The organism is Cryptosporangium aurantiacum, from assembly GCF_900143005.1.
Classification (GTDB): Bacteria; Actinomycetota; Actinomycetes; order Mycobacteriales; family Cryptosporangiaceae; genus Cryptosporangium; species Cryptosporangium aurantiacum.
The window spans coordinates 202,032-223,708 of sequence record NZ_FRCS01000012.1; the positions used below are offsets into that span (position 1 = coordinate 202,032).

Consider the following 21,677-nt stretch of genomic DNA (forward strand, 5'->3'; position numbering starts at 1 on the left):
AGCTACGCGGCGCCCTCTTCCTCCGGGCACTCGGCCGCGCAGCGGAACGCACGACGGTATTCGCGTGGCGGAACCCCGCGACGGCGGACGAACTGGTCGCGCAGCGCCGCTGCAGTGCCGAACCCGACCCGCCTGGCGACCTCCTCGACCGGCAGGTCACCACCTTCGAGCAGTTCCTCGGCACGGTGCAGCCGCTGTGCGAGCAGCCAGGCGCGCGGCGTCGTGCCGGTGGTGGCCCGGAAGTGCCGTGCGAAGCTCCGCGGGCTCATCAGCGCCTTAGCCGCCAGCGTCTCCACGGTGAGGGGCAGGTGCAGGTTCGCCCGCATCCACGCCAGCACGTCGACGAGACGCTCGGAATCCCCGACCTCGGGCAGCGGCGAGACGATGTACTGCGCCTGACCACCGTCCCGGTGCGGCGGGATGACCACCGATCGGGCCAGCGCGTTCGCTACCCGCGCGCCGTACTCCCGACGCACCCAGTGCAGGCACAGGTCGAGCCCGGCCGCGCTCCCGGCGCCGGTGAGCACCCGCCCCTCGTCCACGTAGAGGACGTCGGCGTCGATCGTGACCTGCGGGAACGTCTCGGCGATGAAACTCGAGTTGCACCAGTGCGTCGTCGCCCGGCGTCCGTCGAGCAGACCGGTCGAGGCCAGCACGAACGTGCCGGAGCAGAAGCCCATCAGCGTGGCGCCGCGGTCGTACGCCCGGCGCAGCGCGTCGAGGTAGGCGACCGGCGGCGGGCTGAAGGTCTCCCACGGCATGACCAGCACGAGATCCGAGTCGTCGATCCGGCTGAAGTCACCGTCGAGCTGGATGGTGGCGCCGTAGCGGGTACGGATCGGGCCGTCCTCGGCGGGGACGATCGCGAAGTCGAAGGTGGGAAGGCCGATGTCCGTGCGGTCGTAGCCGAAGACCTCGGTGACGATTCCGAAGGTCAGCGCGCCGATCATCGTGGGGGTGACGCCGGTGACGATCATGGCGTCATCATGGCAGTTTTCTTGCGCTCAACGGAACCCTGACGTTGGCAGTTTTCTGCCGATGGCGGTCGGGTTTGCCACTCACACCCGGACGCCGTCCGACGAGAAGCTTTTCGCATGTTCGCAATCGACTGCCACCACCACGGCGCCCGCACTCTGGCCAGCACCGACGACATCCGACGCATCGAGCACACCGACCGCGGCATCGTGATGGAGGTGGAGTGCTGGTGCGGCGGGATCGTGACCGTCGTGACCGGCCGCACCGCCGACACGACCACCGCTGACCGCGAGCCGGTCGCCTGCGGCGCAGCAGCGTGAAGCGCCGCCAGGCGCGCGCAGTTGCACGAACCCGGAGCCCGCTGACGGCGTCGGGGACAGTCGAGCGAGCCGACGCCGTGACCTTGGCCTCGGTGTCATAAGGAGGCTCGCTCGCCTGTCATCCGTCGTCGTCAGCGGGCCGCCCACTAGGCTTCGAATTTGTAGCCGAGGCCTCGCACCGTCACCAGGTACTGCGGGTTGCTCGGCGACGGCTCGATCTTGGCGCGCAGCCGCTTGACGTGGACGTCGAGCGTCTTCGTGTCGCCGACGTAGTCCGCGCCCCAGATCCGGTCGATGAGCTGCCCCCGGGTGAGCACCCGCCCGGCGTTGCGCAGCAGCATCTCCAGCAGCTCGAACTCCTTGAGCGGCAGCGAGATCCCGGCGCCGTTGACCGTGACCGTGTGCCGGTCGACGTCCATCCGAACCGGACCGGCCTCGAGCGTCGCCGGCGTCAGCTCCTCCGGCTCGGTCCGCCGGCGCAGCACCGCTCGGATCCGCGCGACCAGCTCGCGAGGCGAGTACGGCTTCGTGACGTAGTCGTCGGCCCCGATCTCCAGCCCGACGACCTTGTCGATCTCGCCGTCCCGCGCGGTGACCATGATGATCGGCACCGTCGACCGCGCGCGGAGCGTCCGGCACACCTCGGTACCGGACAGCCCCGGCAACATGACGTCGAGAAGCACGATGTCGGCGCCTGCCCGGTCGAACTCGGTCAGCGCGTCCGGCCCGGTAGCGGCGAGGCCGACCTCGAACCCCTCCTTACGGAGCATGTACGACAAGGCGTCGGAGAACGACTCCTCGTCCTCGACCACCAGAACTCGGGTCACGCTTCACCTCTCGTTACTGCTGTGGGGCGATCGGCCCGGGGCTCGGTGCCCGGGTCCTCCTCGGCGGACGCCTGCGGCGCAGCGTCCGCGTTGGCCGCTTCGTGCGCGTCGGCGCGCTCCGTGGCGTCCGCATCGGTTTTTGTGCGGTTCTCCGGGCCCACGGGCCCGGAGAGGTCGTCCGGGTCGGACGGGCCTAACTCGGCGCGTCCGTTCGACCCCTTGGGTTCGGTTTCGTCGCCGGAGAACTCGGCCAGGCGGTCGAGGTCCTCGAGCGCGTCGAAGTCCTCGAAGCCCGGCGAGTCGCAGCCGGGGTCGGGCAGCCGGAGCGTGAACGTCGAGCCGGACCCCTCCACGCTCCAGACATCGACGCTACCGCCGTGGTTGGTCGCGATGTGCTTGACGATCGCCAACCCGAGCCCGGTGCCACCGGTTGCCCGCGACCGCGCCGGGTCGGCGCGGTAGAAGCGCTCGAAGATCCGGTCGAGGTCTGCCTCGCCGATGCCCATGCCCTGGTCGGAGACCGAGATCTCGATCAGGTGGCCGCGCCGCCGGGTGCCGATCGCGACCCGGGTGCGTTCCGGGCTGTACGTGACCGCGTTCTCCACCAGGTTGACGATCGCGCTGACCAGCTGGTTCTCGTTGCCTTCGACGATCAGCCCGCGCTCGCCGCCGGAGACGACCGTGATCGACTTGCCCTCGGCCACCGTCCGGGTGCGGTCGACCACCTCGGACACCACCCGGTCCACCGGCACCGCGACCGGCTCGGGCAGCGGGTCGGCGCCCTGCAGCCGGGACAGCTCGATGAGTTCCTGCACCAGGCGGCCGAGCCGGCCGGACTCGTGGCGGATCCGCTCCGCGAACCGCTGGATGGCTGCCGGGTCGTCGACGGCGTCGAGCATCGCTTCGGCCAGCAGCGAGAGCGCGCCGACCGGCGTCTTGAGCTCGTGGCTGACGTTGGCGACGAAGTCGCGGCGAACGTTGGCCAGCCGGTGCGACTCGGTGACGTCCTCGACCTGCATCACGGCGTGGCCGCTGACGCCGAGCGGGGCGGCCCGGACCCGAACCCCCAACGGTTCCAGGCCGCGCCCGCGCGGCAGCTCTACCTCGGTTTCCCGCACCTCACCGATCTGCCGAACCTGTCGACTGAAGGCGCGAAGTACCGAATGTCCGATCCGACCGTCCCGGACAACCCCTAGCCTACGTGCCGCAGGGTTCGCGAGCACGACATCATCGCGTGGATCCAGAACAACTACGCCAATTCCTAGGGCATCGAGGCTCCGGCGGGCCAGATCGAGGTCCAACGCGGTCACCGGAGGGGCCGGCGTCTCCGGCCGCGATGGACGCCGGGTAGCGGCGAACACGGCAATCCCGATCACCGCGCCGAAGAGCACAGCCGGAACGCCGATGAGCAGCGCCGATACGAGATCCACGGCAACGATCGTAAGAGGCGCACCGTCCGTCGTGACCCTAACGTGACCGCCTGACCGAAATCTGCGGCAGCTGTTCACCGGAAAGCCGCCCAACCTTCAGGGGATCGACATCGGTGGGGAAAGCCGCGCGGGCTCCCCGACCACTAACGTCGGAGAAACTGTGGTTACCCCTCGGAGTTTTCATGCGTGACTCGTTCCACGGCGAGCTCTCGAAGATCAACGAGATCCTCGTCCGGATGACCGACCTTGCCCGCGTGGCGATGGATTCGGCGACGACCGCGCTGCTCACGTCCGACCTCCGGCTCGCCGAAGCGGTGATCTCCGGCGACGCTCAGATCGACGCGCTCCACCGCGAACTGGAGGAGCGCTCGATGGATCTCCTGGCGCGCCAGCAGCCGGTCGCGGTCGACCTGCGGACGATCATCGGCGGGCTGCGGATGGTCTCGTCGCTGGAGCGGATGGGCGACCTGGCCCGGCACGTCGCGACGATCGCTCGGATGCGCTACCCGGATTGTGCGGTTCCGGCCGATCTCAAGCCGATTTTCGCCGAGGCGGCACAGGTGGCCGACAAGCTCGTCGTCAAAACCCGGGACGTGTTGGTCGAGCGAGATGTGTCACTCGCGGCCGAGATCGCCAAGGACGACGACCGGATGGACGAGCTTCATCGGGAACTGTTTGCCCGGGTTTTGGACGACAACTGGTCCCACGGCATGGAGGCAGCGATCGACGTGACGCTGCTCGGACGGTTCTACGAGCGATACGCGGACCACGCGGTGTCGCTGGCCAGGCGGATGGTTCAACTGGTGACGGGTGTGCTGCCGACCAACGCCTGAGGAAGAATGCGGTCGTGATGGCCGCACGAACGCACCTGGATCGTCTCGCCAACCCGGAGACCTGGTCGACCACGCTCGCCGGGATCCTCTTCGATCTCGACGGCACGTTGGTCGACTCCACAGCGGTCGTGGAGCGACAGTGGTGGACGTTCCTCGACTGGTACGGGCTTCCCGCCGAGGCGTTCCCAGAGCCGTTGCACGGCAAGCGCGCCGAGGACCACATCCGCGGTCTGCTCCCGGACGACCAGGTGGCCGACGCCGTGGCACGCCTCTCGGCGCTGGAGGCCACTGACATCGCGGGCGTGACGGCCGTTCCCGGCGCCGCCACGCTGCTGGACGCGGTCGCCGGGGTGGTGCCCTGGGGGATCGTGACCAGCGGTACCTACGAGGTCGCCACGGCGCGGCTCGCCGCCGCGGGGTTACCGACGCCCGGCGTGCTGGTGACCGCGGAGGACGTGCGCGCCGGTAAGCCGGACCCGGAGCCCTACCTGATCGGCCTGGAGCGGCTGGGCGCCGCCGGGCCGGTGGTCGTGTTCGAGGATGCGCCGGCCGGCATCCGCTCCGGGCGGGAGGCGGGGTGCCCGGTCGTCGCGGTGACCACGTCCCACCCGGCCGCCGACCTGGCCGAGGCCGACGTCGTGGTCCCCGACCTGACCGCGATAGCCCTGACCGCCCCCGCGAGGGACGACAGCGCGGTCCTCACCGCAGCACGGTGATTCACGCGAAACCGGCCTCTAAGCGGCGCTTAGAGGCGGTTTCGCGTGAACGTGCGTCTTCAGCGGCCTTGGTTCGCGACGGCGGCGGCTGCGGCCTTGGCTGCCTCGGGGTCCAGGTAGGTGCCGCCGGGGTTGGTGGGCTTCAGGTCGGCGTCCAGGTCGTAACGCAGCGGGATACCCGTCGGGATGTTCAGACCGGCGATCGCCTCGTCGCTGATCCCGTCCAGGTGCTTCACGAACGCCCGCAGCGAGTTGCCGTGCGCCGCGACCAGCACGGTCTTCCCCGCCTGCAGGTCCGGGACGATCGAGTCGTACCAGTACGGCAGCGCTCGGACCAGCACGTCCTTCAGGCACTCCGTACGCGGCCTGACCTCCGGCGGCAGCGCGGTGTACTGCGCGTCACCGAACTGCGACCACTCGTCGTCCACGTCGATCGGCGGCGGCGGCGTGTCGTACGAGCGACGCCAGAGCATGAACTGCTCCTCGCCGAACTCCTCGAGGGTCTGCTTCTTGTTCTTGCCCTGCAGAGCGCCGTAGTGCCGCTCGTTCAGACGCCAGCTGCGGGTGACTGGGATCCACAGCCGGTCGAGGACGTCCAGCGTGAGGATTGACGTCCGGATGGCCCGGCGCAGCACCGAGGTGTGCAGGACGTCCGGCAGCAGCCCGGCGTCCTTCAGCAGCTCACCGCCGCGCCGTGCCTCGTCCTCGCCCTTGGCCGTGAGGTCGACGTCGACCCATCCGGTGAACAGGTTCTTCGCGTTCCACTCGCTCTCGCCGTGGCGGAGCAGAACCAGGGTTCCGATCGCTGCACTCATGACGAACAGCCTGCCAGACCTCCGTCAGGACTCCGCGTGCACCACCGAGATGGAGTACGGCGGCAGCTTCACCTTCGACGAGGATTGGTGGGTCTTGGTCGGCGGGAAGCTCTTCTTCGGCTTACCACCGTTCTCCTTGGTAGGCCCTGGCTCCCAGTCGTAGTGCTCGCTCGAGTACTGGTACATGTGGTACGGCCCGCTCAGGTCGCCACCGGTGGCCTTCAGCTCGACCGTGACTTCCTTCTTCGGGTCCTTGTTGATCAGCAGGATCGAGATCTTGCCGTCCGGTCGCCGCACCGCCCACGAGGTGACCTGCGGGTTCCCGTCCGCCAGCTTCAGGTCCGACTTCGCCTTCAGCATCTGGTGCTTCTCGTTACCCGGCTTCACCCAGTGGCGGGTCACTAACTGCGCCGCGTAGTACCCGACCAGCGGCCGGATCTCGAAGTTGTCGTGGAACTGCAGCATCATCAGGTTGCCGTACGTGTCGCACGGCTCGCCCTCTTTCTCCTGGAACACCCAGTTCGGTTCCAGCCCGTAGAAGTAGCTGGTGTGGCCACCGACCTCCAGGTGCATCGCCGCGGTCTCGACGTTGACGATCGCGCCGGGGAACTCCAGCTCCACCTGGCCGGCGAACGACGAGTAGCCGTACTCGGTGATCACCATCGGTACGTCCCGTGGCAGGCCGTTCTTGTACTGCTTCTCGATCTGCTCGTAGAACAGCTTCGGGTGCTCCGCGATCTGCTTGTCGTGCTTACCGCAGACGTCGTCGAACGGGTACCACTCAAACGAGAAGAAGTCGAAGTCCTCCATGCGGTTGTTGCCCTTGAGGTACTTCACGAACCGGCTGGTCCACGCGTTGTCGCCGTTCTCGTCCCGCCAGTGAATCCAGTCCGGGATGACGGTCTGGTAGCCGGGACCGCCCATCTCGATCTTCGGGTCGACTTCCTTGATCGCGTCGGCGACCTGCATGTAGAGCTGCGCGTAGTCCTCCGGCGTCGCCAGCTGACCGTCGGGCTCCTCACCCATCTCCACCTGGAAGAACGGGTACTTCTTCTTCTTCAGGTACCGCATCAGCGCAGCCGCGTCGTCCGGGATGCCGTAGAGCACCGGCACCGGGATCATCATCGGCTCGTTGTTCGTCAGCCCGCTGGCGTAGGTGCGCTCGAAGCTCGCGTGCTCGTAGTCCTTGTCCATGTCCGAGGCGCGGTGCCACGGGTCGGTGGACGAGACCCAGGTCGGCGACTGCTCCTGGTCCTTGCGGTGGACGATGTGGTCGACGAACGAACCGTCCTTCGTGTAACCGATGGAGAGCTCACGCACCGAGTAACCGAGCGAGTCGCGGATGTCGGAGGAGCCGGACGGTCCGGTGCCGGAGCCCTCGGACATCACGATGCGGATGAACTGCGCACTCACCGGCGAGTCGGCCACCGTGACGGTCTGCTTGCCGCCGGTTCCGGTGTGCGACGCGTTCGGGAAGTCCTTCCAGTTGGCGGTCGGGTGCGAGGGGTGAATCGCGTCGTTGCTCCCGTGCCAGTACTGGACCTTGAACTTCTTCGCGTACGGGTCGCCCCAGTTGATCGTGATGTCCTGCACCGGCTTCTCGTAGCCGAGGCCGATCATGATCCACTGCTCGTGCTCGGTGCTCGGCTTCTTGGTGTAGTGCGGATCCAGGTACGGATTGCTCTTCCAGAAGCTGTCCGGGTCACCGTCGGTGATCTTGGCGAACGCGTCGTTGTTGGCCTGGTCGATCGTGTTGCCGCGGCGGGGCAGGTGGAAGCCGTACGAAACGCCGGCGTCCTTCTCGATCGTGTCGCTGGAGGTCCAGTAGCCCTCCTTCTTCGCCGCGTTGCTCCAACTGCCGACCGGATTCCAGTGCCAAGCCTTGACGCCGAGCTCGGTACGGAGCCGGTAGCTGATCGCGCCCCAGCCGGCCGACTTCATCGCGGTGATGTTCTTCTGCGTCCAGACCTTGGCGATCTCACCGCCTTCCAGGCCGTCGACGCCTGCCCCGAGCTGCTTGTGCGGCTGGAACTCGTTGATCTTCTCGTTCAGCGCGACCGTCACGGTGCCGTCGGCGGAGCCGCTCAACAGGTGGAGCGGCGGCCGGACGTTGCTGTCCGCGGCTGCCAGCACGACGACGAGAGCCGCCGCGGCCAGCGAGATGATCTTCGGGCGCTGCCAGAGCGGGCGCACGTCGGGGAGCTTGCGAGCACCGTCGCGACCCCGGCGGTGACCACCGCCGTGGATCGGCGTGCCGCCCGGGCTCACCGGGATGCTGCTGACCGGTGCCGTCTCGGCGCCCGGAGCCCATCCGGCGTCGGCCGTCGCGGCGGCGGAGGGGCCGGCCGACCAGCCGAGTTCGGTCGGGGGCGGGCCGGGTGGGGCCGACGGCACGGACGCCGGGCCGCTGACGGGCCGGGCGCTGCTCACCGGCCGAGCGCCGCTGACGGGCCGGGCACCGCTGACCGGAGCCGCGGGGCCGCTCACCGGCCGGGCACCACTGACCGGGGCGGCGCCGCTGGTGGGCGCCGACGACCAGTTGTCGCGAGGTTGCGGGGTCCCGTACTGCGAACCGCCGTACTCGTTGGACCGGCCGTATTCGCCGGCGCGGTATTCCCCACCGCGGTACTGACCGGAAGAACCGTGGTCGGCCGAGGAGCCGTACTGGCCCGAGGAACCGTACTGGCCGGAGGAGCCGTACTCGGTCGAGGAACCGTACTCGGCCGACCGGCCGTACTCGTTGCCCCGATATTCGTTGCCGCCGTACTCGTTACCGCGGTATTCGTTCCCGCCGTACTCGTTACCGCGATACGGCTCCGGCGATCCGTACTGGGCCGACGAGGACCCGTACTCCGTCGCGCCGTACTGACGCGGCGGCATCGGCGCACCGCTCACCGGCGGTACCGGAGGGACGCCTGCGGCACCACCCGCCCGGGGGTCCCACTCGTCGGGCTGACCATCGTGGTTCCATCCACCAGGCCCGCCGGCTCCGTACTGACCGCCTGCGTTCACGCTGCTCCCTGCTCGACCGGCAGGGCAACCGTTAACTGTTACCCCGTCGAGCGCGATCGTAGGCGCCACACGCCGCAACAAATCCGGCTCTTCACCACACAAAAAGGGTGAATCGCTCACGTTCAGAGCAAATTCTTAGGCACTAGCTAAGCATCGTTTAAGAGAACACTCAGGAAGGCGGTTCGGTCACCAAATCACGCCTAACAGGCCTGAATCATCCGCTTATGCAGCCGAACCACGTACCCGATCTCAGACTTTGGCCTCGTCTTCCGACACCGCGCTGCCACTCCGATGGTCCTTCAGATCCGCAACCCCGGCGGCGGGCGGCTCCGATTCCGCCACAGCGTCCCCGCCCGGCTCCGCTGCTTCCGCGCCCGCGGCGCCCCGGCCCGTGTCAGTAGGGGTACGCCGCCGCTTCGGCAGGAACAGGAGCGCGACAACGGCTCCGAGCCAGGCCACCACCGCCGAGCCGACGGCGGTCAGGTGCATGGCGTCCACGAAGGCGTCCTTCGCGGATTCGACGAGCGCCAGCGCGGCGGAAGGCGCCTCACCGGCCAGCCGCCCGGCGGCCTCCAACGCACCACCGATCGACTCCCCCGCGTCGTCGCGCGCTGCCGCAGGCAGCACGTCGACCGCGTCACCGAGGTGCGACCGGTACGACGCCGAGAGCAACGACCCCATGATCGCGACGCCGAGCGCCCCACCGACCATCCGCACGGTGTTGTTCACCGCCGACCCGGCACCGGCCTTGGTTCGCGGCACCGCCGACATCACGGCCTCGGTCGCCGGGGCCATCGTGTTGCCCATGCCGAAGCCGAGCGCGAACACGATGATCTCGATGACCCAGACCGGCGTGTCTCGCCCGACGAACGTGTAGGTGCCGAGCGCGAGCCCGACCAGCGTCATCCCGAACGCGACCACCGCACGGGTGCCGAATCGCTTCGCCATCTTGGCCGAGCGCGGCGCCGCGAGCGCGATCCCGACCGCCACCGGAACGACCAGGAGCCCGGCCTCGAGGGGCGAGTAGCCCCGGACCGCCTGCCAGAAGTAGGCGAGGAAGAACGTCGCACCCTGCATCGCGAAGAAGACCAGGCCGAGGCTGACCGCCCCGGCCGAGAACGCGGCGTTCTTGAACAGCGTGACGTCCAGTGACGGGTGGCTGCTGCGCGCCTCGACGTAGACGAACAACCCGACCAGCGCGATGCCGCCGAGAATCGGGGCGAGCACCGCCGGAGAGCCCCACTCGGTGGTCTCGCCGCCGTGGATGATGCCGTAGACCAGCAGCGACAGGCCGGCGATCGAGAGCAGCACGCCGAACGGGTCGATGCGGCCGGGTGACGGGTCCTTCGACTCGGGCACCACCAGCGCGATCGCGACGACGCCCACCAGCACGAACGGGACGTTGACCAGGAAGACCGAGCCCCACCAGAAGTGCTCGAGCAGCAGGCCGCCGGTGACCGGGCCGATCGCGATGCCGATCCCGGAGAAGCTCGCCCAGATGCCGATCGCCTTGCCGCGCTCGGAGGGGTCGAAGACGTTCGTGATCACCGAGAGCGTCTGCGGCTGCACCATCGCGGCGCCGATGCCCATCAGCGCGCGGGTGGCGATCAGCTGGCCGGGCGTGTCCGCGAACGCGGAGGCGACCGACGCCAGGCCGAACACGATCATGCCGATGATCAGGAACCGGCGGCGCCCGAAGCGGTCACCCAACACGCCCGCGCTGAACATCAGTCCGGCGAAGACCAGCGTGTAGGAGTTGATCGCCCATTCCATCTGGGACTGGGTTGCACCCAGGTCGGCCTGGATGGTCTTCAGCGCGACGTTGAGGATCGTGTTGTCGAGGATCACGACGAGCAGGCACACCACCAGCACGCCGAGAATCAGCCAACGCCGCCGGTGCACGGTCTCGTTCTCCACGTCTCCGAACGCTACTGCGCAATCATTGCGCCCTGCAACTGTTCTGATCGCCACCTAGGCGGGAGCGTCGGAACCTGCCCAGTCGGCGAAGGCTTGGAGGTTGGCGAGCGACTCGCCGCGCTTCACGCGCCAGGCCCACTCGCGGCGGATCGCGCTCGGGAACCCGATCTCGAGCATCGTGTTGAAGCTCCCGTCCGAGTACTCCAACACCGCACCGAGGATCCGGTCGAGCTCGTCCGGCGTCACCGACGACAGCGGCAGTCGCCCGGTGAGATACACGTCACCCGCCTTGTCGATGCTGAACGACACCGCGTACATCCGCGCGTTCCGGGTCAACAGCCAGGCGTGCAGTTCCTCCCGGTTCTCGTCCGGGTGCCGCATGACGAACGCCTCGACCCGCAGCGAGTGGTCGCCGATCACCAGGTTCGCGAGCGTCTTCTGCTTCCGTGTCCCGGGCAGCGTGACGACGAAGTCCCCGCCGGGCGTCCGCTCGTACTCGGCGTCCCGGTCCTTCAGGAACTCCTCGACCAGCGCGGTCAGTTCATCCTTCGTCGCCACGCGACCTCCCGAGTGTTAGACGGGGGTCAGATCACCCCGACGCTGGCGCATTGCGGCACGGTACCCGTCCAGTAGCCCGTCGGCAGTTCGCTGCCACGAGAAGCGTGCGGCATGCCGCACGCCGCCCCGGCCCAGCGTCGCCCGGTAGCGCGGCTCGGCGATCAGCCTGCCGAGCACGCGCGCGTAGTCGCGCGGATCGTGCGAGTCGACCAGCACGCCGGACACCCCGTCCGCCACCGCGGTTCGTAAACCGCCGACCGCCGCGGCCACCACCGGCGTTCCGCACGCCTGCGACTCCACCGCGACCAGCCCGAACGACTCGTTGTGGCTCGGCACGACGGTCACGTCCGCGGCCCGGTACAGCCGGCTCAGTTCGTCCGGCGGCAGCGGGTCGAGGAAGCGCACCAGGTCGGTGACGTCGAGAGCAGCCGCGAGCCGCCGTAGCGCCGCGGGCTCCCCCATACCGTTACCGCTCGCACCACCGCACACCACGACGGTCAGCGAACTCCGCAGCGCCGGGTACAGCGAGACCAGTTCGGCCGCCGCCCGCACCAGGATGTCCGGCGCCTTCAGCGGCTGGATCCGCCCGACGAACAGCAGCACGGTGCCGTCCTCGGGCAGCCCGAACCGACGCCGCGCGACCCGCTGGTCCCCCGGCCGGAATCGCCCCAGGTCGACGCCCGGCGCCACGGTGGCGACCCGGTCGGCGTCCGCGCCGTACAGATCGATCAGCTGACGGGCCTCGGCCGGGGTGTTCGCGACCAGCAAGTCGGAGTCCGCGACGACCTGCTCCTCGCCGAGGACGCGGCTGTCCGGCTCGGGCTTGTCGCCGTCGGCCAGCGCAGCGTTCTTCACCTTCGCGAGCGTGTGCGCGGAGTGCACCAGCGGCACACCCCAGCGCATCCGGGCCAGGCTGCCGACCTGGCCGGACAGCCAGTAGTGCGAGTGCACGAGGTCGTACCACCCGGGCTCGTGGTGCGCCTCGGCCTCGAGCACCGCGCCGGAGAACGTGCAGAGCTGGCCGGGCAGCTCGTCGCGTCCGAGCCCCTCGTACGGGCCCGCCGGCACGTGCCGCACCAGCACCCCGGGCGCCATCTCGACGATCGGCGGCAGCTCCGAGGACGTGGCCCTGGTGAAGATCTCGATCTCGACGCCCGCCGCGGCCAGTCGCCGGGAGACCTCGGCCACGTAGACGTTCAGGCCACCCGCGTCGCCCGTTCCTGGTTGGTCTAGCGGAGAGGTATGGAGGGTGATCGTCGCGACCCTGCGCGGCAACCCCATACCGTCCAGCCGGCGACGGCGGGTGGTGAACGGCACCCGTGACTCCCCTCGACGAGGCATGACCTCTGCAAGAACTTCGTCGGTCTTCCCCGGGACCCGACCTTACGTAACACTCTCTTCTTCAACTATCTTCCGGGCGACCGATCGTGACGTCCCGCACTACGTGGCCCCCGGTGCATGCGGCAGGATTCAGCCATGAGCAGCCCCCGTCCGGTCGCGGTAGTCACCGGCGCCAGTAGCGGTATCGGAGCAGCGAGCGCACGGCGGTTGTCCGCCGAAGGGTTCCAGGTCGCACTCGGCGCCCGCCGAACCGATCGGCTGGTCGAGCTGGCAGCTGAGATCGACGGCGTCCCGCTGCCGCTGGATGTGACCGACGACGCCTCGGTCGCCGCGTTCGCCGACGCCGTGAGCGCGCTGCCCGGACCGGTGAACGTGCTGGTCAACAACGCCGGCGGCGCGAAAGGGCTGGACCCGATCGAGTCCGCGGACGTCGCCGACTGGGCGTGGATGTACGAGGTGAACGTGCTCGGCACGCTGCGGGTGACCCGGGCGTTGCTCCCGGCGCTCGAGGCCTCCGGCGCGGGGCACGTCGTGCTCATGTCGTCCACCGCCGCGCACGGCGTCTACGAGGGTGGCGCCGGATACACCGGGGCCAAACACGCGATCAACGCCTTCGCCGAGACGCTGCGGCTCGAGCTCAACGGGCGGCCGATCCGGGTGACCGAAATCGCACCCGGCATGGTGAAGACCGACGAGTTCGCGCTGGTCCGGTTCGGCGGTGACGAGCAGCGCGCGGAGAAGGTCTACGAGGGTGTCGCCGAGCCACTGACCGCCGACGACGTCGCGGACTGCGTCGCCTGGACCGTGACCCGCCCGCCGCACGTCGACATCGACCTGCTCGTCGTCCGACCGGTCGCGCAGGCGTCGAACTACAAGGTGCACCGGGTCAAGTGAAGCGGCAGCCTCGGCTGGCCGCGGGCCGGGCCCGCGCGCTGGGGCTGCCCACCCGCGGCACCACGAACCCCAACCGGCTGCGCCGGATGGACCGCTGGCTGGTCGATACGCAAGCATCGGTCCTGCGGGGTTCACCCCTGGTCGTCGACCTGGGGTACGGCGCGTCGCCGGTCACGACCGTCGAGCTCTACACCCGGTTGCGGGCCCGGTTTCCCGCCGTCTCCGTCGTCGGCCTCGAGTTGGACGCCGAGCGCGTGGCCGCCGCAGCGGACGCCGCCGATCCGCCCGGCCTCACGTTCCGCCGGGGCGGGTTCGAACTGGCGGGGTTGCGCCCGACCGTCGTCCGGGCGGCGAACGTGCTCCGGCAGTACGAGGAGGCCGCGGCGGCCGAGGCCTGGCGGACGGTGTGCGCCGGCCTGGCGTCCGACGGGCTGTTCCTCGACGGGACGTGCGACGAGCTGGGCCGGATCGGCGGGTGGGTCGCGCTCGGGCCGGAAGGCCCGCGGACGTTGACGTTCGCGGTCCGGGTGGCCTCGCTCGACCGGCCGTCGACGCTCGCCGAGCGGCTGCCGAAGGCGCTGATCCACCGGAACGTGCCGGGGGAACGGGTGCACGCGCTGCTCGCCGCGTTCGACGCCGCCTGGGACGCCGCCGCGCCGATGGCGCCGTTCGGGCCAAGGCAGCGGTGGGTCGATGCGGTGGGACGACTCGCCGACGACGGTTGGCCGGTGCTGGGCAGCCGCCGCCGCTGGCGCCTGGGCGAGCTGACGCTCCCGTGGGAGGCCGTCGCCCCGATCTGACGAGTAACCGGGGGTGTACGACGACCTTAGAGGCCGATTGCGCGTCAGACGGCGGGCACCGACGAGAGCTCGACGCCGACCAGGCGGGGTTCGGGCACCAACGTCACGCCGAACTTGTCGCGGACGCCGGCCACGATCTCCTCCGCGAGCGAGAGCAGCGCCGCCGTGGTGCCGTCGCCCCGGTTCGTCAGCGCGAGCGTGTGCTTCGTCGAGATCGCCACCCCGTCGCGTCCGTAACCGCGACGGAACCCCGCACGCTCGATGAGCCAGGCCGCAGACGTCTTGATCCGCCCGTCGGCGCCCTCCCAGCGCGGGGGAGCCTCCGGCAGACGCGCCTCCAGCTCGGCGAACACGTCCGGGTCGAGCACCGGGTTCGTGAAGAACGAGCCGACGCTCCGGGTGTCCGGGTCGTCCGGGTCGAGCACCATGCCCTTGCTGCGGCGCAGGCCGAGCACGGCCTCGCGGACGTCGCCGAGCGGTGCCGTGCCGTCGGCGGGCACGCCCAGCACCCGGGTCAGCTCGCCGTACCGCAGCGGCTGCGACACCAGCTGCGGAGCCAGCCGGAACCGCACGGACAGCACCACGTAGCGGTCGGTCTCCTTGAACGTCGAGTGCCGGTACCCGAACCCGCACTCGGCTGCGGCGAGCTGCACGACTGCGTCCTCGACCCGGTCGTACGCGGTCACGTCGAGGAGCGTCTCGGCCACCTCGGCCCCGTAGGCGCCGACGTTCTGGATCGGGGTCGCTCCGGTCGAGCCCGGGATGCCGGACAGGCACTCCAGCCCCGACCAGTGCTCCGCGACCGCCTCGGCGACCAGTGCGTCCCAGTCGTGGCCCGCCTGCACGGTGACCTCGATGCCGTCGCCACGGCGAGCGGCCACGACCCCGCTGGACCGCACCAGCACGACCGTGCCGCGGAACCCCTGGTCGGCCACCACCACGTTGCTGCCACCCGCCAGCACCAACAGCGGCTGACCGGTGGCGTCGGCCAGCCGGACCGCCTCGACGATCTCGGCCGCGTCGGCAGCGGTGACCAGAGTGGCCGCCGGACCACCGAGACCGAGCGTGGTCAGGGGGGCCAGGGAAGCGTCGCTCACGCTGCGAACGATACGGCGCGACCCTCGGTTGCCGGTGGCCCGCCCGGGGTATCGGAGCGGTGCCCGACCACCGCACCCCGACGACGTGTGTCGATGCCGCCACGCTCCGCGCGCCCGGCGGCCGATGCGTGACTAGGCTGGTGCGGGAGCAACCCCACTCACCATGACAGGACGCCATCGATGAGCGAGAACCGCCTGACCGCGGACTTCTGGCTGGACAGCCTGCGACGCGAGGGTGCTGCCTTCCGTACGGCAGTGACGCCCGAGACGCTCGCGACACCGGTTCCTTCCTGTCCGGAGTGGAACGTCGAGCAACTCGTCGCACACGTCGGCGAGGTCTACCGGTTCCACGCGGCTCATCTCGTCCGGGGTGTCTCGACCCCGCCGGACGAGGAGCCGATGGACGTCCCGAGCGGTCCGGCCGTGCTCGAGTGGTGGGACGATTCGTTCCGGACGATCATCGCGGCGCTGGAGTCGACGGACCCGGCCGCGCCGGCGTGGAACTGGTCCATCCAGGAGCCGGTGGCGCAGTTCTGGTTCCGCCGGATGGCGCACGAGACCGCGATGCACCGCTGGGACGCCCAGCTCGCCGCGGGGGCCGCGCTGACCGAGCCGATCGAGACGCGGCTCGCGGTCGACGGCGTCGACGAGGCGCTCGACACGTTCCTTCCGGCCGGGCACCGCGCCGGGCCGGACAACCTGCGCGGGGTCGTGACCCTGCGCTGCACCGACGCGGACGGGCACTGGGCGGTCCGGCTCCGTGGGACGGGCATGTCGCTGCTCGACACCGGAACCGTCTTCGACGACCCGCCGCACGCCCAGACCGCGGTCAGCGGGCACGCCAGCGACCTGCTGCTCGCGCTCTGGGGCCGGGTGCCGCTCGCGGTGCTGACCGTCGAGGGCAACCCGGAGCTGCCGCAGGCCCTGCTGGTCGGCTGACGCCGAGATGGCAGCGGTGGTGGGGGTAGCCGGTCCCGGTGATCCGGGGACGGACGAGTGGTCGGCGGCGCTGGCCCGAGGCGTGGCGGCGGCGGGAACGGTCGGCACCGTGTCGTCGCTGCAGGTCGTCCCGGCCGGTGACGACGGGCTGCCGGACGCCGACGACACGGCCGTCCGACGCCTGCTGGACGAGTTCGGCGGCTCCGACCCGCTGCTGGTCGAGCTGGCCCGCACGCTGCACGGGTACCTCACCGGGAACGCCGCGGCCACGATCGAGCGCGTGACGCAGGCCCTGGTGCCGGAGACCACGGTCCTGGTAGGGCACGGCTTCGGCGCAGTCGTGGCGTTCGACGTCCTGCGTCGCGCGCGCTCCACCGGCCTCCGCGGGCTGGTGACGCTCGGGTGCCCGTTGAGCCTGACGGTGGTGCGTCGCGCGCTGAACATTCCCGAGCCGCTGGCCCGGCCGGACGGCGTCCGCTGGGTGAACGTCCTCGACCCGGACGACGTCCGCACCGGCGGGGAAGGCCTCGCCGACCTGGGCCCCGGAATCACCGATGAATACGTCGACAACGGCGAACCGCCGCACTCCGTGGAGGCCTACCTCGCCCAGGGCTCGACCGGCCGCGGGGTCCTCACCGCTCTGACGGGCTGACCGGTGGTGGTGCCGCGGCCTCGGTGTGGCCCGCACCGCTGAGGTTGACCAGCACCACACCGGCCACGATCAGCAGGATCCCGCTGATCGCCGCGATCCCCAGGCGGTCGCCGAACACCACCCAGCCGATGATCGCGATCAGCCCGGTGCCCACCCCCGCCCAGACCGCGTACGCGGTGCCGAGCCCGAGACCGAGCTTCAGCGCCTGCGAGAGCCCGACGAACGAGAACCCGTAGCCGAGCACGACCACGATGCTCGCCCAGAGGACCGTGAAGCCGTTTGACGCCTTGAGCGCACTCGTCGCGATCACCTCCGCCACGATGGCCGACGCTAACCACACCCATGCGCCCACGGCGTCCCCCTTGTAGACCCTCGGATCGTACGTCCCGGGTCGGCCGTGTCAGTCGGCCAGGCGCAGCCGAACGCGGCGGAAGCCCCGTCCCTTGTTCTCGATCTTCGCCACGGTGATCCGGCCGATCTGCTTCGTCGACGCGACGTGGGTGCCGCCATCGGCCTGCGCGTCCAGCCCGACGATGTCGACGACCCGGACCTCGGCCAGATCCGGCGGCAGCAGGTTCGTCGCGGTGCGGATGATGTCCGGGATCGCGAACGCCTCCTCGCGCGGGAGCACCTTCACCTCGACCGGACGGTCGGCTGTCACCTCGACGTTGACCGCCTCCTCCAGCGTCTGTTTGAAGCCGGGCGGCACCTCGGTCAGGTTGAAGTCCATCCGCGCCTCGCCCGGCTCCATGTTGCCGCCGGTCACCAGCGCGCCGAAGTCCCGGAACACCACGCCGCAGAGGACGTGCAGGCCGGAGTGCGTCCGCATCAGCAGCGTGCGGCGCTCGTCGTCCAGCGCACCGCGGACGGCCGTCGCGACCGGCGGGACCGGGTCACCCTCGGCCGGGATCAAGTACAGGTCGTCGCCCTTGCGGGTGCCGGCGATCCGGGTCTGGGTGCCGCCCCAGAGCAGGGTTCCGTGGTCCGGCGGCTGTCCGCCGCCGCCCGGGTAGAACGCCGAACGGTCGAGGACGATGCCCTGCTCGGGATCGACGTGCAGCACCGTGGCGTCCCACTCGCGCAGCGTCGGGTCGGTCAGGTCGAGTCGGTGGGTGTGCGGCATGACCGTCACGGTAGCGGCGTGATCACCGGGTTTCGTGTGTGCTGGTAGATCACCGAGCTGTTGAAGCCGATGACCTCCCGCCGTCCGCTCAGCCGGTCCATCAGGAAGTTGTGCAGCGCGTCGATGTCCGGCACCGCGACGTGGATCAGGAAGTCGTCGCGGCCGGCCACCACGTACACCGAGAGCACCTCGGGCAGCGCAGCCGCGTACCCCTTGAACCCCTCGATCACCTCGCGGTTGAGCGGCCGGACCTGCACCGCGATCAGCGCCTGCACGTGCCGGTTCAACGCGGGCAGGTCGACCCCGGCGTGGAACCCGGTCAGCACACCGGCGGCCCGCAGCGCGCGTACCCGCTCGAGGCAGGTCGACGGCGCGATCCCGACCGCCGCGGCCAGTTGGCGGTTGGTCTGCCGAGCATCTCGCTGCAGGTGGGCGAGGAGCGCCGAATCCAATTCGTCCATGGCCAGGATTCTGCCGCACACGCCGAATTTCGTTCGGCGCTACGTTTTCGACACCGTTCGAACGCCTACCTTTTCGGCCATGTTCACTCACGAAGAAGTCCACGTCACGGCCGGGCGACGCTCCGGGCTGCCGATCACGATCGCCATCCACTCCACCGCGCTGGGACCCGGCCTCGGCGGCTGCCGGCTCTGGACGTACGCCGACTGGCGGGACGGCGTGGAGGACGCGCTGCGACTCTCCACCGCGATGACCGCGAAGACCGCGCTGGCCGGTCTCGCCAACGGCGGCGGCAAGACCGTGGTCGCGCTGCCGCCGGGCACCCGCCTGGACGTCGACGCCCGCCGCGCGCTGCTGCACGACGTCGGGGACGCCGTGGAGACGCTCGGTGGCCGGTACGGCACCGGGCCGGACGTGGGAACCGGAACCGACGACATGGTCACAATCGGCGAGCGCACCGACCACGTGTTCTGCCGCCCGGCCGCGCACGGCGGCAGCGGCAGTTCGTCGCCGGGCACCGCGGCCGGTGTGGTCGCGGCCCTTCGGGCCACGGTCGAGCACCTCGACGGGTCGGCCGATCCGGCCGGGCGCACGTTCGGTGTGATCGGCCTCGGTTCGGTCGGCGCGGACGTCGCCCGGCGGCTCGCCGCTGCCGGGGCTCACCTGGTCGTGTCCGACGTCCGGGCGGACGCCCGCGCGCTGGCCGATGAGTGGGGCGCGCGGTGGGTGTCGCCGGAGGAGGCGCTGACCGCCGAGGTCGACGTGCTGGTGCCGTCGGCGCTGGGTGGGGTGCTGACCCCTGCGGTGGTGCCACGCCTGCGGTGTCGCGCCGTGGTCGGGCCGGCGAACAACCAGCTGGCGTCCCCCGACGTCGCCGGGCTGCTGCACGAGCAGGGCGTCCTGTGGGGGCCGGACTACGTGGCGAGCGCCGGCGGCATCGTCCACGCGGTCGCGGTCGAGCAGTACCGGGAGACCGAGGCCGTCGTCGCCGCACGGATCGATCGGATCGGCGACACGATGGCCGAGATCTACCGCACCGCCGCAGCGGCGAACGAGCCCCCGGCGCGTGCCGCCGAGCGCCTGGTCGCCGCCCGTCTGAAGGTCACCGCAGGAACGCGCTGATCCGACGGCGGAGGTCGGCCCGCTGGTTCCAGAGCACGCCGGGCTCGTCGTAGACGTGGAGCGTGGCGCGCGGCAGCGCGCCTGCGAGCGCCTCGGCCACACCGACGGGGTGGAGCGGGTCGCCCACACAACCGATCACCAGCGCGGGCACTGCCACCGCACGCAGAGCGTCCGCGGAATCAACGGCGGTCAACGCGGGCAGCCGGCGCAGGGCCCCCGCCATACCGGGCGCGCGCAGCGCGGCCACCCGCTGCCGCACATAACCCCGCGCCGCCGCACTACGAGTGAACACCGCAGGAACCTCGAGCTCGACGACCCGCGCCAACTCCTCGTCGTCGCCCGCCTCCAGGGCGGCGGCGAGCGCGGCGAACCGGCTCTTCGCGTCCTCCGGACGGGGCCGGTCGAGCACCGCGGGCAGGAAGAACACGAGGCGCTCGAAGCGGTCGGGCGCCGCGGCGACCAGCCGGGTCAGCGCGCCTGCGCCGAGGCTGGTCCCGACCGCACGGCTCGCGTGCCGGGCGTCCGCGACCTGGCGCAGGTCGTCGGCGAGCGTCTCGTAGGTCCAGTCGGCCGGCAGCGGCGCCGAGCCGCCGTGACCGCGGAACGCGAAGAAGACCCGAGTCCCGGCGACACCGGACCCGAGCGGACGTGTGTCCGAGATACCGCCGCCGAAGCCGTGCGCGAAGACGGTGACCGGGTCGCCGCTGCCGGTGGCCAGCCAGTCGACCCGCGAACCGGCTACCAGCGGCTACCGCCGCCGCTGATCTCGCGGATGCGCGGCCGGACGTCGAGCAGATACACCAGCGCCGCGATCAGCGCGATCATCGCGAACAGCATGCCGAACGCATAGAAGAGGAGCGAGGCGAGCATCGTGCCGCCGATGAGCGCCAGCCAGACGCCCTTCTGCAGCGTTTCGACGGCCGGGAATGCCTCCGCCTTCTGCAGCAGCGCATGCACGAACGCCCAGGCCTCGAGCCCGAGGCTGACTACCAGGACCACCACATTGATGACCCCGATGACTTGGCCGACCCATCCACCCACGTGTCCAGCCTACGGGAGTGCGCGAAGTAAGGGGCGTTGACCCGATCAGCCGTTGCCCGCTACTTCAGCGAGATCTTGATTTCGTCGTCGTAGTCACCGACCGGATTCATCAGGAGAGTGGCCGGTGTCTGGTCTTTCGGCAGGTCGAATGCGATGACGCCGGTTGCCGTCTTCTTGGGGTAGATGTTCTCGAACAGCGGGAGCTGGTTGTCGGGGTTGGCCCGGTACGAGCCCCAGTCGACCGAGGTCTCGCCGCCGTTCTCGTCGACCAGCTTCGTGCCGAAGTCCGTCGGCTTGACCGCCTTGGCGCCGGTGTTCTCGAACTTGAGGTCGATCAGGCAGTACTGGCCCTTCTGGTTCTCCTGGGCCGAGTAGCCGCTGCCGATCGACTGGACGCCGCACCGCGGCTTGCCGGTCACCGTGATCAGCAGGTCGCCCTGCCGGACCGGCTTGCCGATCACCCCGTTGCCGCTGGTCGGAGCGGTGGAGTCGGTGGTGGTCTCGCCGGTGTCCGTCGCCGCCGGGCTCGAGGAGGTGGGGTCGGCGACGACGCGGTCTTCGCTCGAACCGCGGTTCGAGACGTAGACCGCTGCGGCCACGCCGGCGGCGATCATGATCAGCACCACGACCGAGACGATCGCGGCGACGATCAACCCGACCTGACGCTTCTGCTCGGGTGGCTGCGGAGGCTCCCCGTAGCCGGAGTAGTAGCCGGGCGCCTCGGGCTGTGCCATTGGGAAATACTCCAGAATCCGACGTCCACACGTGACCGCAGCATCCAACCACGCCGCCGTTCGATCGCGGAA

At 70.2% G+C, this 21,677-nt stretch carries 22 protein-coding genes and 1 pseudogene; 8 read left to right on the forward strand and 15 right to left on the reverse strand.

What is annotated here, in order from left to right; all coding sequences use genetic code 11:
- Positions 1–2 precede the first annotated feature (2 nt).
- Positions 3–977: a helix-turn-helix domain-containing protein gene (locus BUB75_RS32355; RefSeq protein ID WP_073262382.1), complete on the reverse strand. Its 975-nt coding sequence runs from the start codon at positions 975–977 to the stop codon at positions 3–5.
- Positions 978–1,094: 117 nt separating this feature from the next.
- On the opposite strand from BUB75_RS32355, the gene BUB75_RS32360 reads away from it, so the two are divergent.
- On the forward strand, positions 1,095–1,295 hold the full coding sequence (locus BUB75_RS32360; protein WP_073262384.1) for a hypothetical protein: 201 nt from the start codon (positions 1,095–1,097) through the stop codon (positions 1,293–1,295).
- A 146-nt stretch (positions 1,296–1,441) separates the two neighbouring features.
- On the opposite strand, the gene BUB75_RS32365 is transcribed toward BUB75_RS32360, so the two are convergent.
- Together BUB75_RS32365 and BUB75_RS32370 are read right to left on the reverse strand one after the other, a co-directional pair.
- Positions 1,442–2,122 (reverse strand): response regulator transcription factor, encoded by a 681-nt coding sequence (locus BUB75_RS32365; RefSeq protein WP_073262386.1) that lies wholly within the window; start codon positions 2,120–2,122, stop codon positions 1,442–1,444.
- A 314-nt stretch (positions 2,123–2,436) separates the two neighbouring features.
- Positions 2,437–3,534 (reverse strand): annotated as a pseudogene (locus BUB75_RS32370) (sensor histidine kinase); the annotation flags it as partial.
- Positions 3,535–3,734: 200 nt separating this feature from the next.
- On the opposite strand from BUB75_RS32370, the gene phoU reads away from it, so the two are divergent.
- Together phoU and BUB75_RS32380 are read left to right on the forward strand one after the other, a co-directional pair.
- Positions 3,735–4,385 (forward strand): phosphate signaling complex protein PhoU, encoded by a 651-nt coding sequence (phoU, locus tag BUB75_RS32375; protein ID WP_073262390.1) that lies wholly within the window; start codon positions 3,735–3,737, stop codon positions 4,383–4,385.
- A gap of 17 nt (positions 4,386–4,402) precedes the next feature.
- The gene (locus BUB75_RS32380) at positions 4,403–5,101 is read left to right on the forward strand and encodes an HAD-IA family hydrolase (protein ID WP_073262392.1); all 699 of its coding nucleotides are present in this window, start codon (positions 4,403–4,405) and stop codon (positions 5,099–5,101) included.
- Between the two features lie 59 nt (positions 5,102–5,160).
- Here the strand turns inward: BUB75_RS32380 and BUB75_RS32385 are convergent, their stop codons facing one another.
- The 5 genes from BUB75_RS32385 to mshA all read right to left on the reverse strand — a co-directional run bounded on the left by BUB75_RS32385 (position 5,161) and on the right by mshA (position 12,684).
- Positions 5,161–5,916 carry a phosphoglyceromutase gene (locus BUB75_RS32385; protein WP_073262394.1) on the reverse strand — a complete coding sequence of 252 codons (756 nt, stop codon included), beginning with the start codon at positions 5,914–5,916 and terminating at the stop codon, positions 5,161–5,163.
- Between the two features lie 24 nt (positions 5,917–5,940).
- Positions 5,941–8,928, reverse strand: a complete 2,988-nt coding sequence (locus tag BUB75_RS32390; protein ID WP_143175537.1) for a discoidin domain-containing protein — start codon at positions 8,926–8,928, stop codon at positions 5,941–5,943.
- A 249-nt stretch (positions 8,929–9,177) separates the two neighbouring features.
- Entirely contained in the window at positions 9,178–10,845 is a 1,668-nt protein-coding gene (locus BUB75_RS32395; protein WP_073262398.1) for an MFS transporter, read from the reverse strand.
- Positions 10,846–10,899: 54 nt separating this feature from the next.
- The gene (locus BUB75_RS32400) at positions 10,900–11,403 is read right to left on the reverse strand and encodes a type III secretion system chaperone family protein (protein ID WP_073262400.1); all 504 of its coding nucleotides are present in this window, start codon (positions 11,401–11,403) and stop codon (positions 10,900–10,902) included.
- A gap of 15 nt (positions 11,404–11,418) precedes the next feature.
- Positions 11,419–12,684, reverse strand: a complete 1,266-nt coding sequence (mshA, locus tag BUB75_RS32405) for a D-inositol-3-phosphate glycosyltransferase (protein WP_073262535.1) — start codon at positions 12,682–12,684, stop codon at positions 11,419–11,421.
- Positions 12,685–12,879: 195 nt separating this feature from the next.
- Between mshA and BUB75_RS32410 the strand changes: the two genes are divergently transcribed.
- Complete coding sequence (locus tag BUB75_RS32410) at positions 12,880–13,638, forward strand: SDR family oxidoreductase (RefSeq protein ID WP_073262402.1); 759 nt, start codon at positions 12,880–12,882, stop codon at positions 13,636–13,638.
- Positions 13,635–14,438, forward strand: coding sequence for an SAM-dependent methyltransferase (locus tag BUB75_RS32415; RefSeq protein WP_073262404.1), 804 nt, complete (start codon positions 13,635–13,637; stop codon positions 14,436–14,438). The genes BUB75_RS32410 and BUB75_RS32415 overlap by 4 nt, the downstream gene beginning before the upstream one ends.
- Positions 14,439–14,482: 44 nt before the next feature.
- On the opposite strand, the gene BUB75_RS32420 is transcribed toward BUB75_RS32415, so the two are convergent.
- The gene (locus BUB75_RS32420; RefSeq protein WP_084741962.1) at positions 14,483–15,535 is read right to left on the reverse strand and encodes a UDP-N-acetylmuramate dehydrogenase; all 1,053 of its coding nucleotides are present in this window, start codon (positions 15,533–15,535) and stop codon (positions 14,483–14,485) included.
- A 180-nt stretch (positions 15,536–15,715) separates the two neighbouring features.
- On the opposite strand from BUB75_RS32420, the gene BUB75_RS32425 reads away from it, so the two are divergent.
- Both BUB75_RS32425 and BUB75_RS32430 read left to right on the forward strand, forming a co-directional pair.
- On the forward strand, positions 15,716–16,474 hold the full coding sequence (locus BUB75_RS32425; RefSeq protein ID WP_073262408.1) for a maleylpyruvate isomerase family mycothiol-dependent enzyme: 759 nt from the start codon (positions 15,716–15,718) through the stop codon (positions 16,472–16,474).
- 7 nt (positions 16,475–16,481) lie between these two features.
- Positions 16,482–17,126, forward strand: a complete 645-nt coding sequence (locus tag BUB75_RS32430) for a hypothetical protein (protein WP_073262410.1) — start codon at positions 16,482–16,484, stop codon at positions 17,124–17,126.
- Here the strand turns inward: BUB75_RS32430 and BUB75_RS32435 are convergent.
- The 3 genes from BUB75_RS32435 to BUB75_RS32445 are packed head-to-tail and all read right to left on the reverse strand — an operon-like array spanning position 17,107 to position 18,710.
- A complete protein-coding gene (locus BUB75_RS32435) occupies positions 17,107–17,478 on the reverse strand; it encodes a DMT family transporter (RefSeq protein ID WP_073262412.1) in 372 nt (123 codons plus the stop codon). The two genes, BUB75_RS32430 and BUB75_RS32435, sit on opposite strands and share 20 nt — an antisense overlap.
- A 48-nt stretch (positions 17,479–17,526) precedes the next feature.
- Positions 17,527–18,249 carry an alanyl-tRNA editing protein gene (locus tag BUB75_RS32440; RefSeq protein WP_073262537.1) on the reverse strand — a complete coding sequence of 241 codons (723 nt, stop codon included), beginning with the start codon at positions 18,247–18,249 and terminating at the stop codon, positions 17,527–17,529.
- Positions 18,250–18,254: 5 nt separating this feature from the next.
- On the reverse strand, positions 18,255–18,710 hold the full coding sequence (locus tag BUB75_RS32445; protein ID WP_073262414.1) for an Lrp/AsnC family transcriptional regulator: 456 nt from the start codon (positions 18,708–18,710) through the stop codon (positions 18,255–18,257).
- A gap of 79 nt (positions 18,711–18,789) precedes the next feature.
- Here BUB75_RS32445 and BUB75_RS32450 point away from each other — a divergent pair, with 79 nt between their 5' ends.
- Positions 18,790–19,830, forward strand: a complete 1,041-nt coding sequence (locus BUB75_RS32450) for a Glu/Leu/Phe/Val dehydrogenase family protein (protein WP_073262416.1) — start codon at positions 18,790–18,792, stop codon at positions 19,828–19,830.
- Here BUB75_RS32450 and BUB75_RS32455 read toward each other — a convergent pair.
- From BUB75_RS32455 to BUB75_RS32465, 3 genes are read right to left on the reverse strand one after another with little or no spacing between them, the layout of a single operon-like run.
- Positions 19,811–20,575, reverse strand: coding sequence for an alpha/beta fold hydrolase (locus tag BUB75_RS32455; RefSeq protein ID WP_073262418.1), 765 nt, complete (start codon positions 20,573–20,575; stop codon positions 19,811–19,813). The two genes, BUB75_RS32450 and BUB75_RS32455, sit on opposite strands and share 20 nt — an antisense overlap.
- Entirely contained in the window at positions 20,569–20,871 is a 303-nt protein-coding gene (locus tag BUB75_RS32460) for a DUF2516 family protein (protein ID WP_073262420.1), read from the reverse strand. The genes BUB75_RS32455 and BUB75_RS32460 overlap by 7 nt, the downstream gene beginning before the upstream one ends.
- A 59-nt stretch (positions 20,872–20,930) precedes the next feature.
- The gene (locus BUB75_RS32465; protein ID WP_073262422.1) at positions 20,931–21,605 is read right to left on the reverse strand and encodes a DUF4352 domain-containing protein; all 675 of its coding nucleotides are present in this window, start codon (positions 21,603–21,605) and stop codon (positions 20,931–20,933) included.
- Between the last annotated feature and the right edge of the window lie 72 nt (positions 21,606–21,677).

What these genes read in the sequence shown, in the direction of transcription:
- BUB75_RS32355 (WP_073262382.1), bottom strand. Translation starts at nt 977, where the DNA reads ATGATCGTCACCGGCGTCACCCCCACGATGATCGGCGCGCTGACCTTC.
- BUB75_RS32360 (WP_073262384.1), top strand. Translation starts at nt 1,095, where the DNA reads ATGTTCGCAATCGACTGCCACCACCACGGCGCCCGCACTCTGGCCAGC.
- phoU (WP_073262390.1), top strand. Translation starts at nt 3,735, where the DNA reads ATGCGTGACTCGTTCCACGGCGAGCTCTCGAAGATCAACGAGATCCTC.
- BUB75_RS32380 (WP_073262392.1), top strand. Translation starts at nt 4,403, where the DNA reads ATGGCCGCACGAACGCACCTGGATCGTCTCGCCAACCCGGAGACCTGG.
- BUB75_RS32385 (WP_073262394.1), bottom strand. Translation starts at nt 5,916, where the DNA reads ATGAGTGCAGCGATCGGAACCCTGGTTCTGCTCCGCCACGGCGAGAGC.
- mshA (WP_073262535.1), bottom strand. Translation starts at nt 12,684, where the DNA reads ATGGGGTTGCCGCGCAGGGTCGCGACGATCACCCTCCATACCTCTCCG.
- BUB75_RS32410 (WP_073262402.1), top strand. Translation starts at nt 12,880, where the DNA reads ATGAGCAGCCCCCGTCCGGTCGCGGTAGTCACCGGCGCCAGTAGCGGT.
- BUB75_RS32425 (WP_073262408.1), top strand. Translation starts at nt 15,716, where the DNA reads ATGAGCGAGAACCGCCTGACCGCGGACTTCTGGCTGGACAGCCTGCGA.
- BUB75_RS32430 (WP_073262410.1), top strand. Translation starts at nt 16,482, where the DNA reads ATGGCAGCGGTGGTGGGGGTAGCCGGTCCCGGTGATCCGGGGACGGAC.
- BUB75_RS32440 (WP_073262537.1), bottom strand. Translation starts at nt 18,249, where the DNA reads ATGCCGCACACCCACCGACTCGACCTGACCGACCCGACGCTGCGCGAG.
- BUB75_RS32445 (WP_073262414.1), bottom strand. Translation starts at nt 18,710, where the DNA reads ATGGACGAATTGGATTCGGCGCTCCTCGCCCACCTGCAGCGAGATGCT.
- BUB75_RS32450 (WP_073262416.1), top strand. Translation starts at nt 18,790, where the DNA reads ATGTTCACTCACGAAGAAGTCCACGTCACGGCCGGGCGACGCTCCGGG.
- BUB75_RS32465 (WP_073262422.1), bottom strand. Translation starts at nt 21,605, where the DNA reads ATGGCACAGCCCGAGGCGCCCGGCTACTACTCCGGCTACGGGGAGCCT.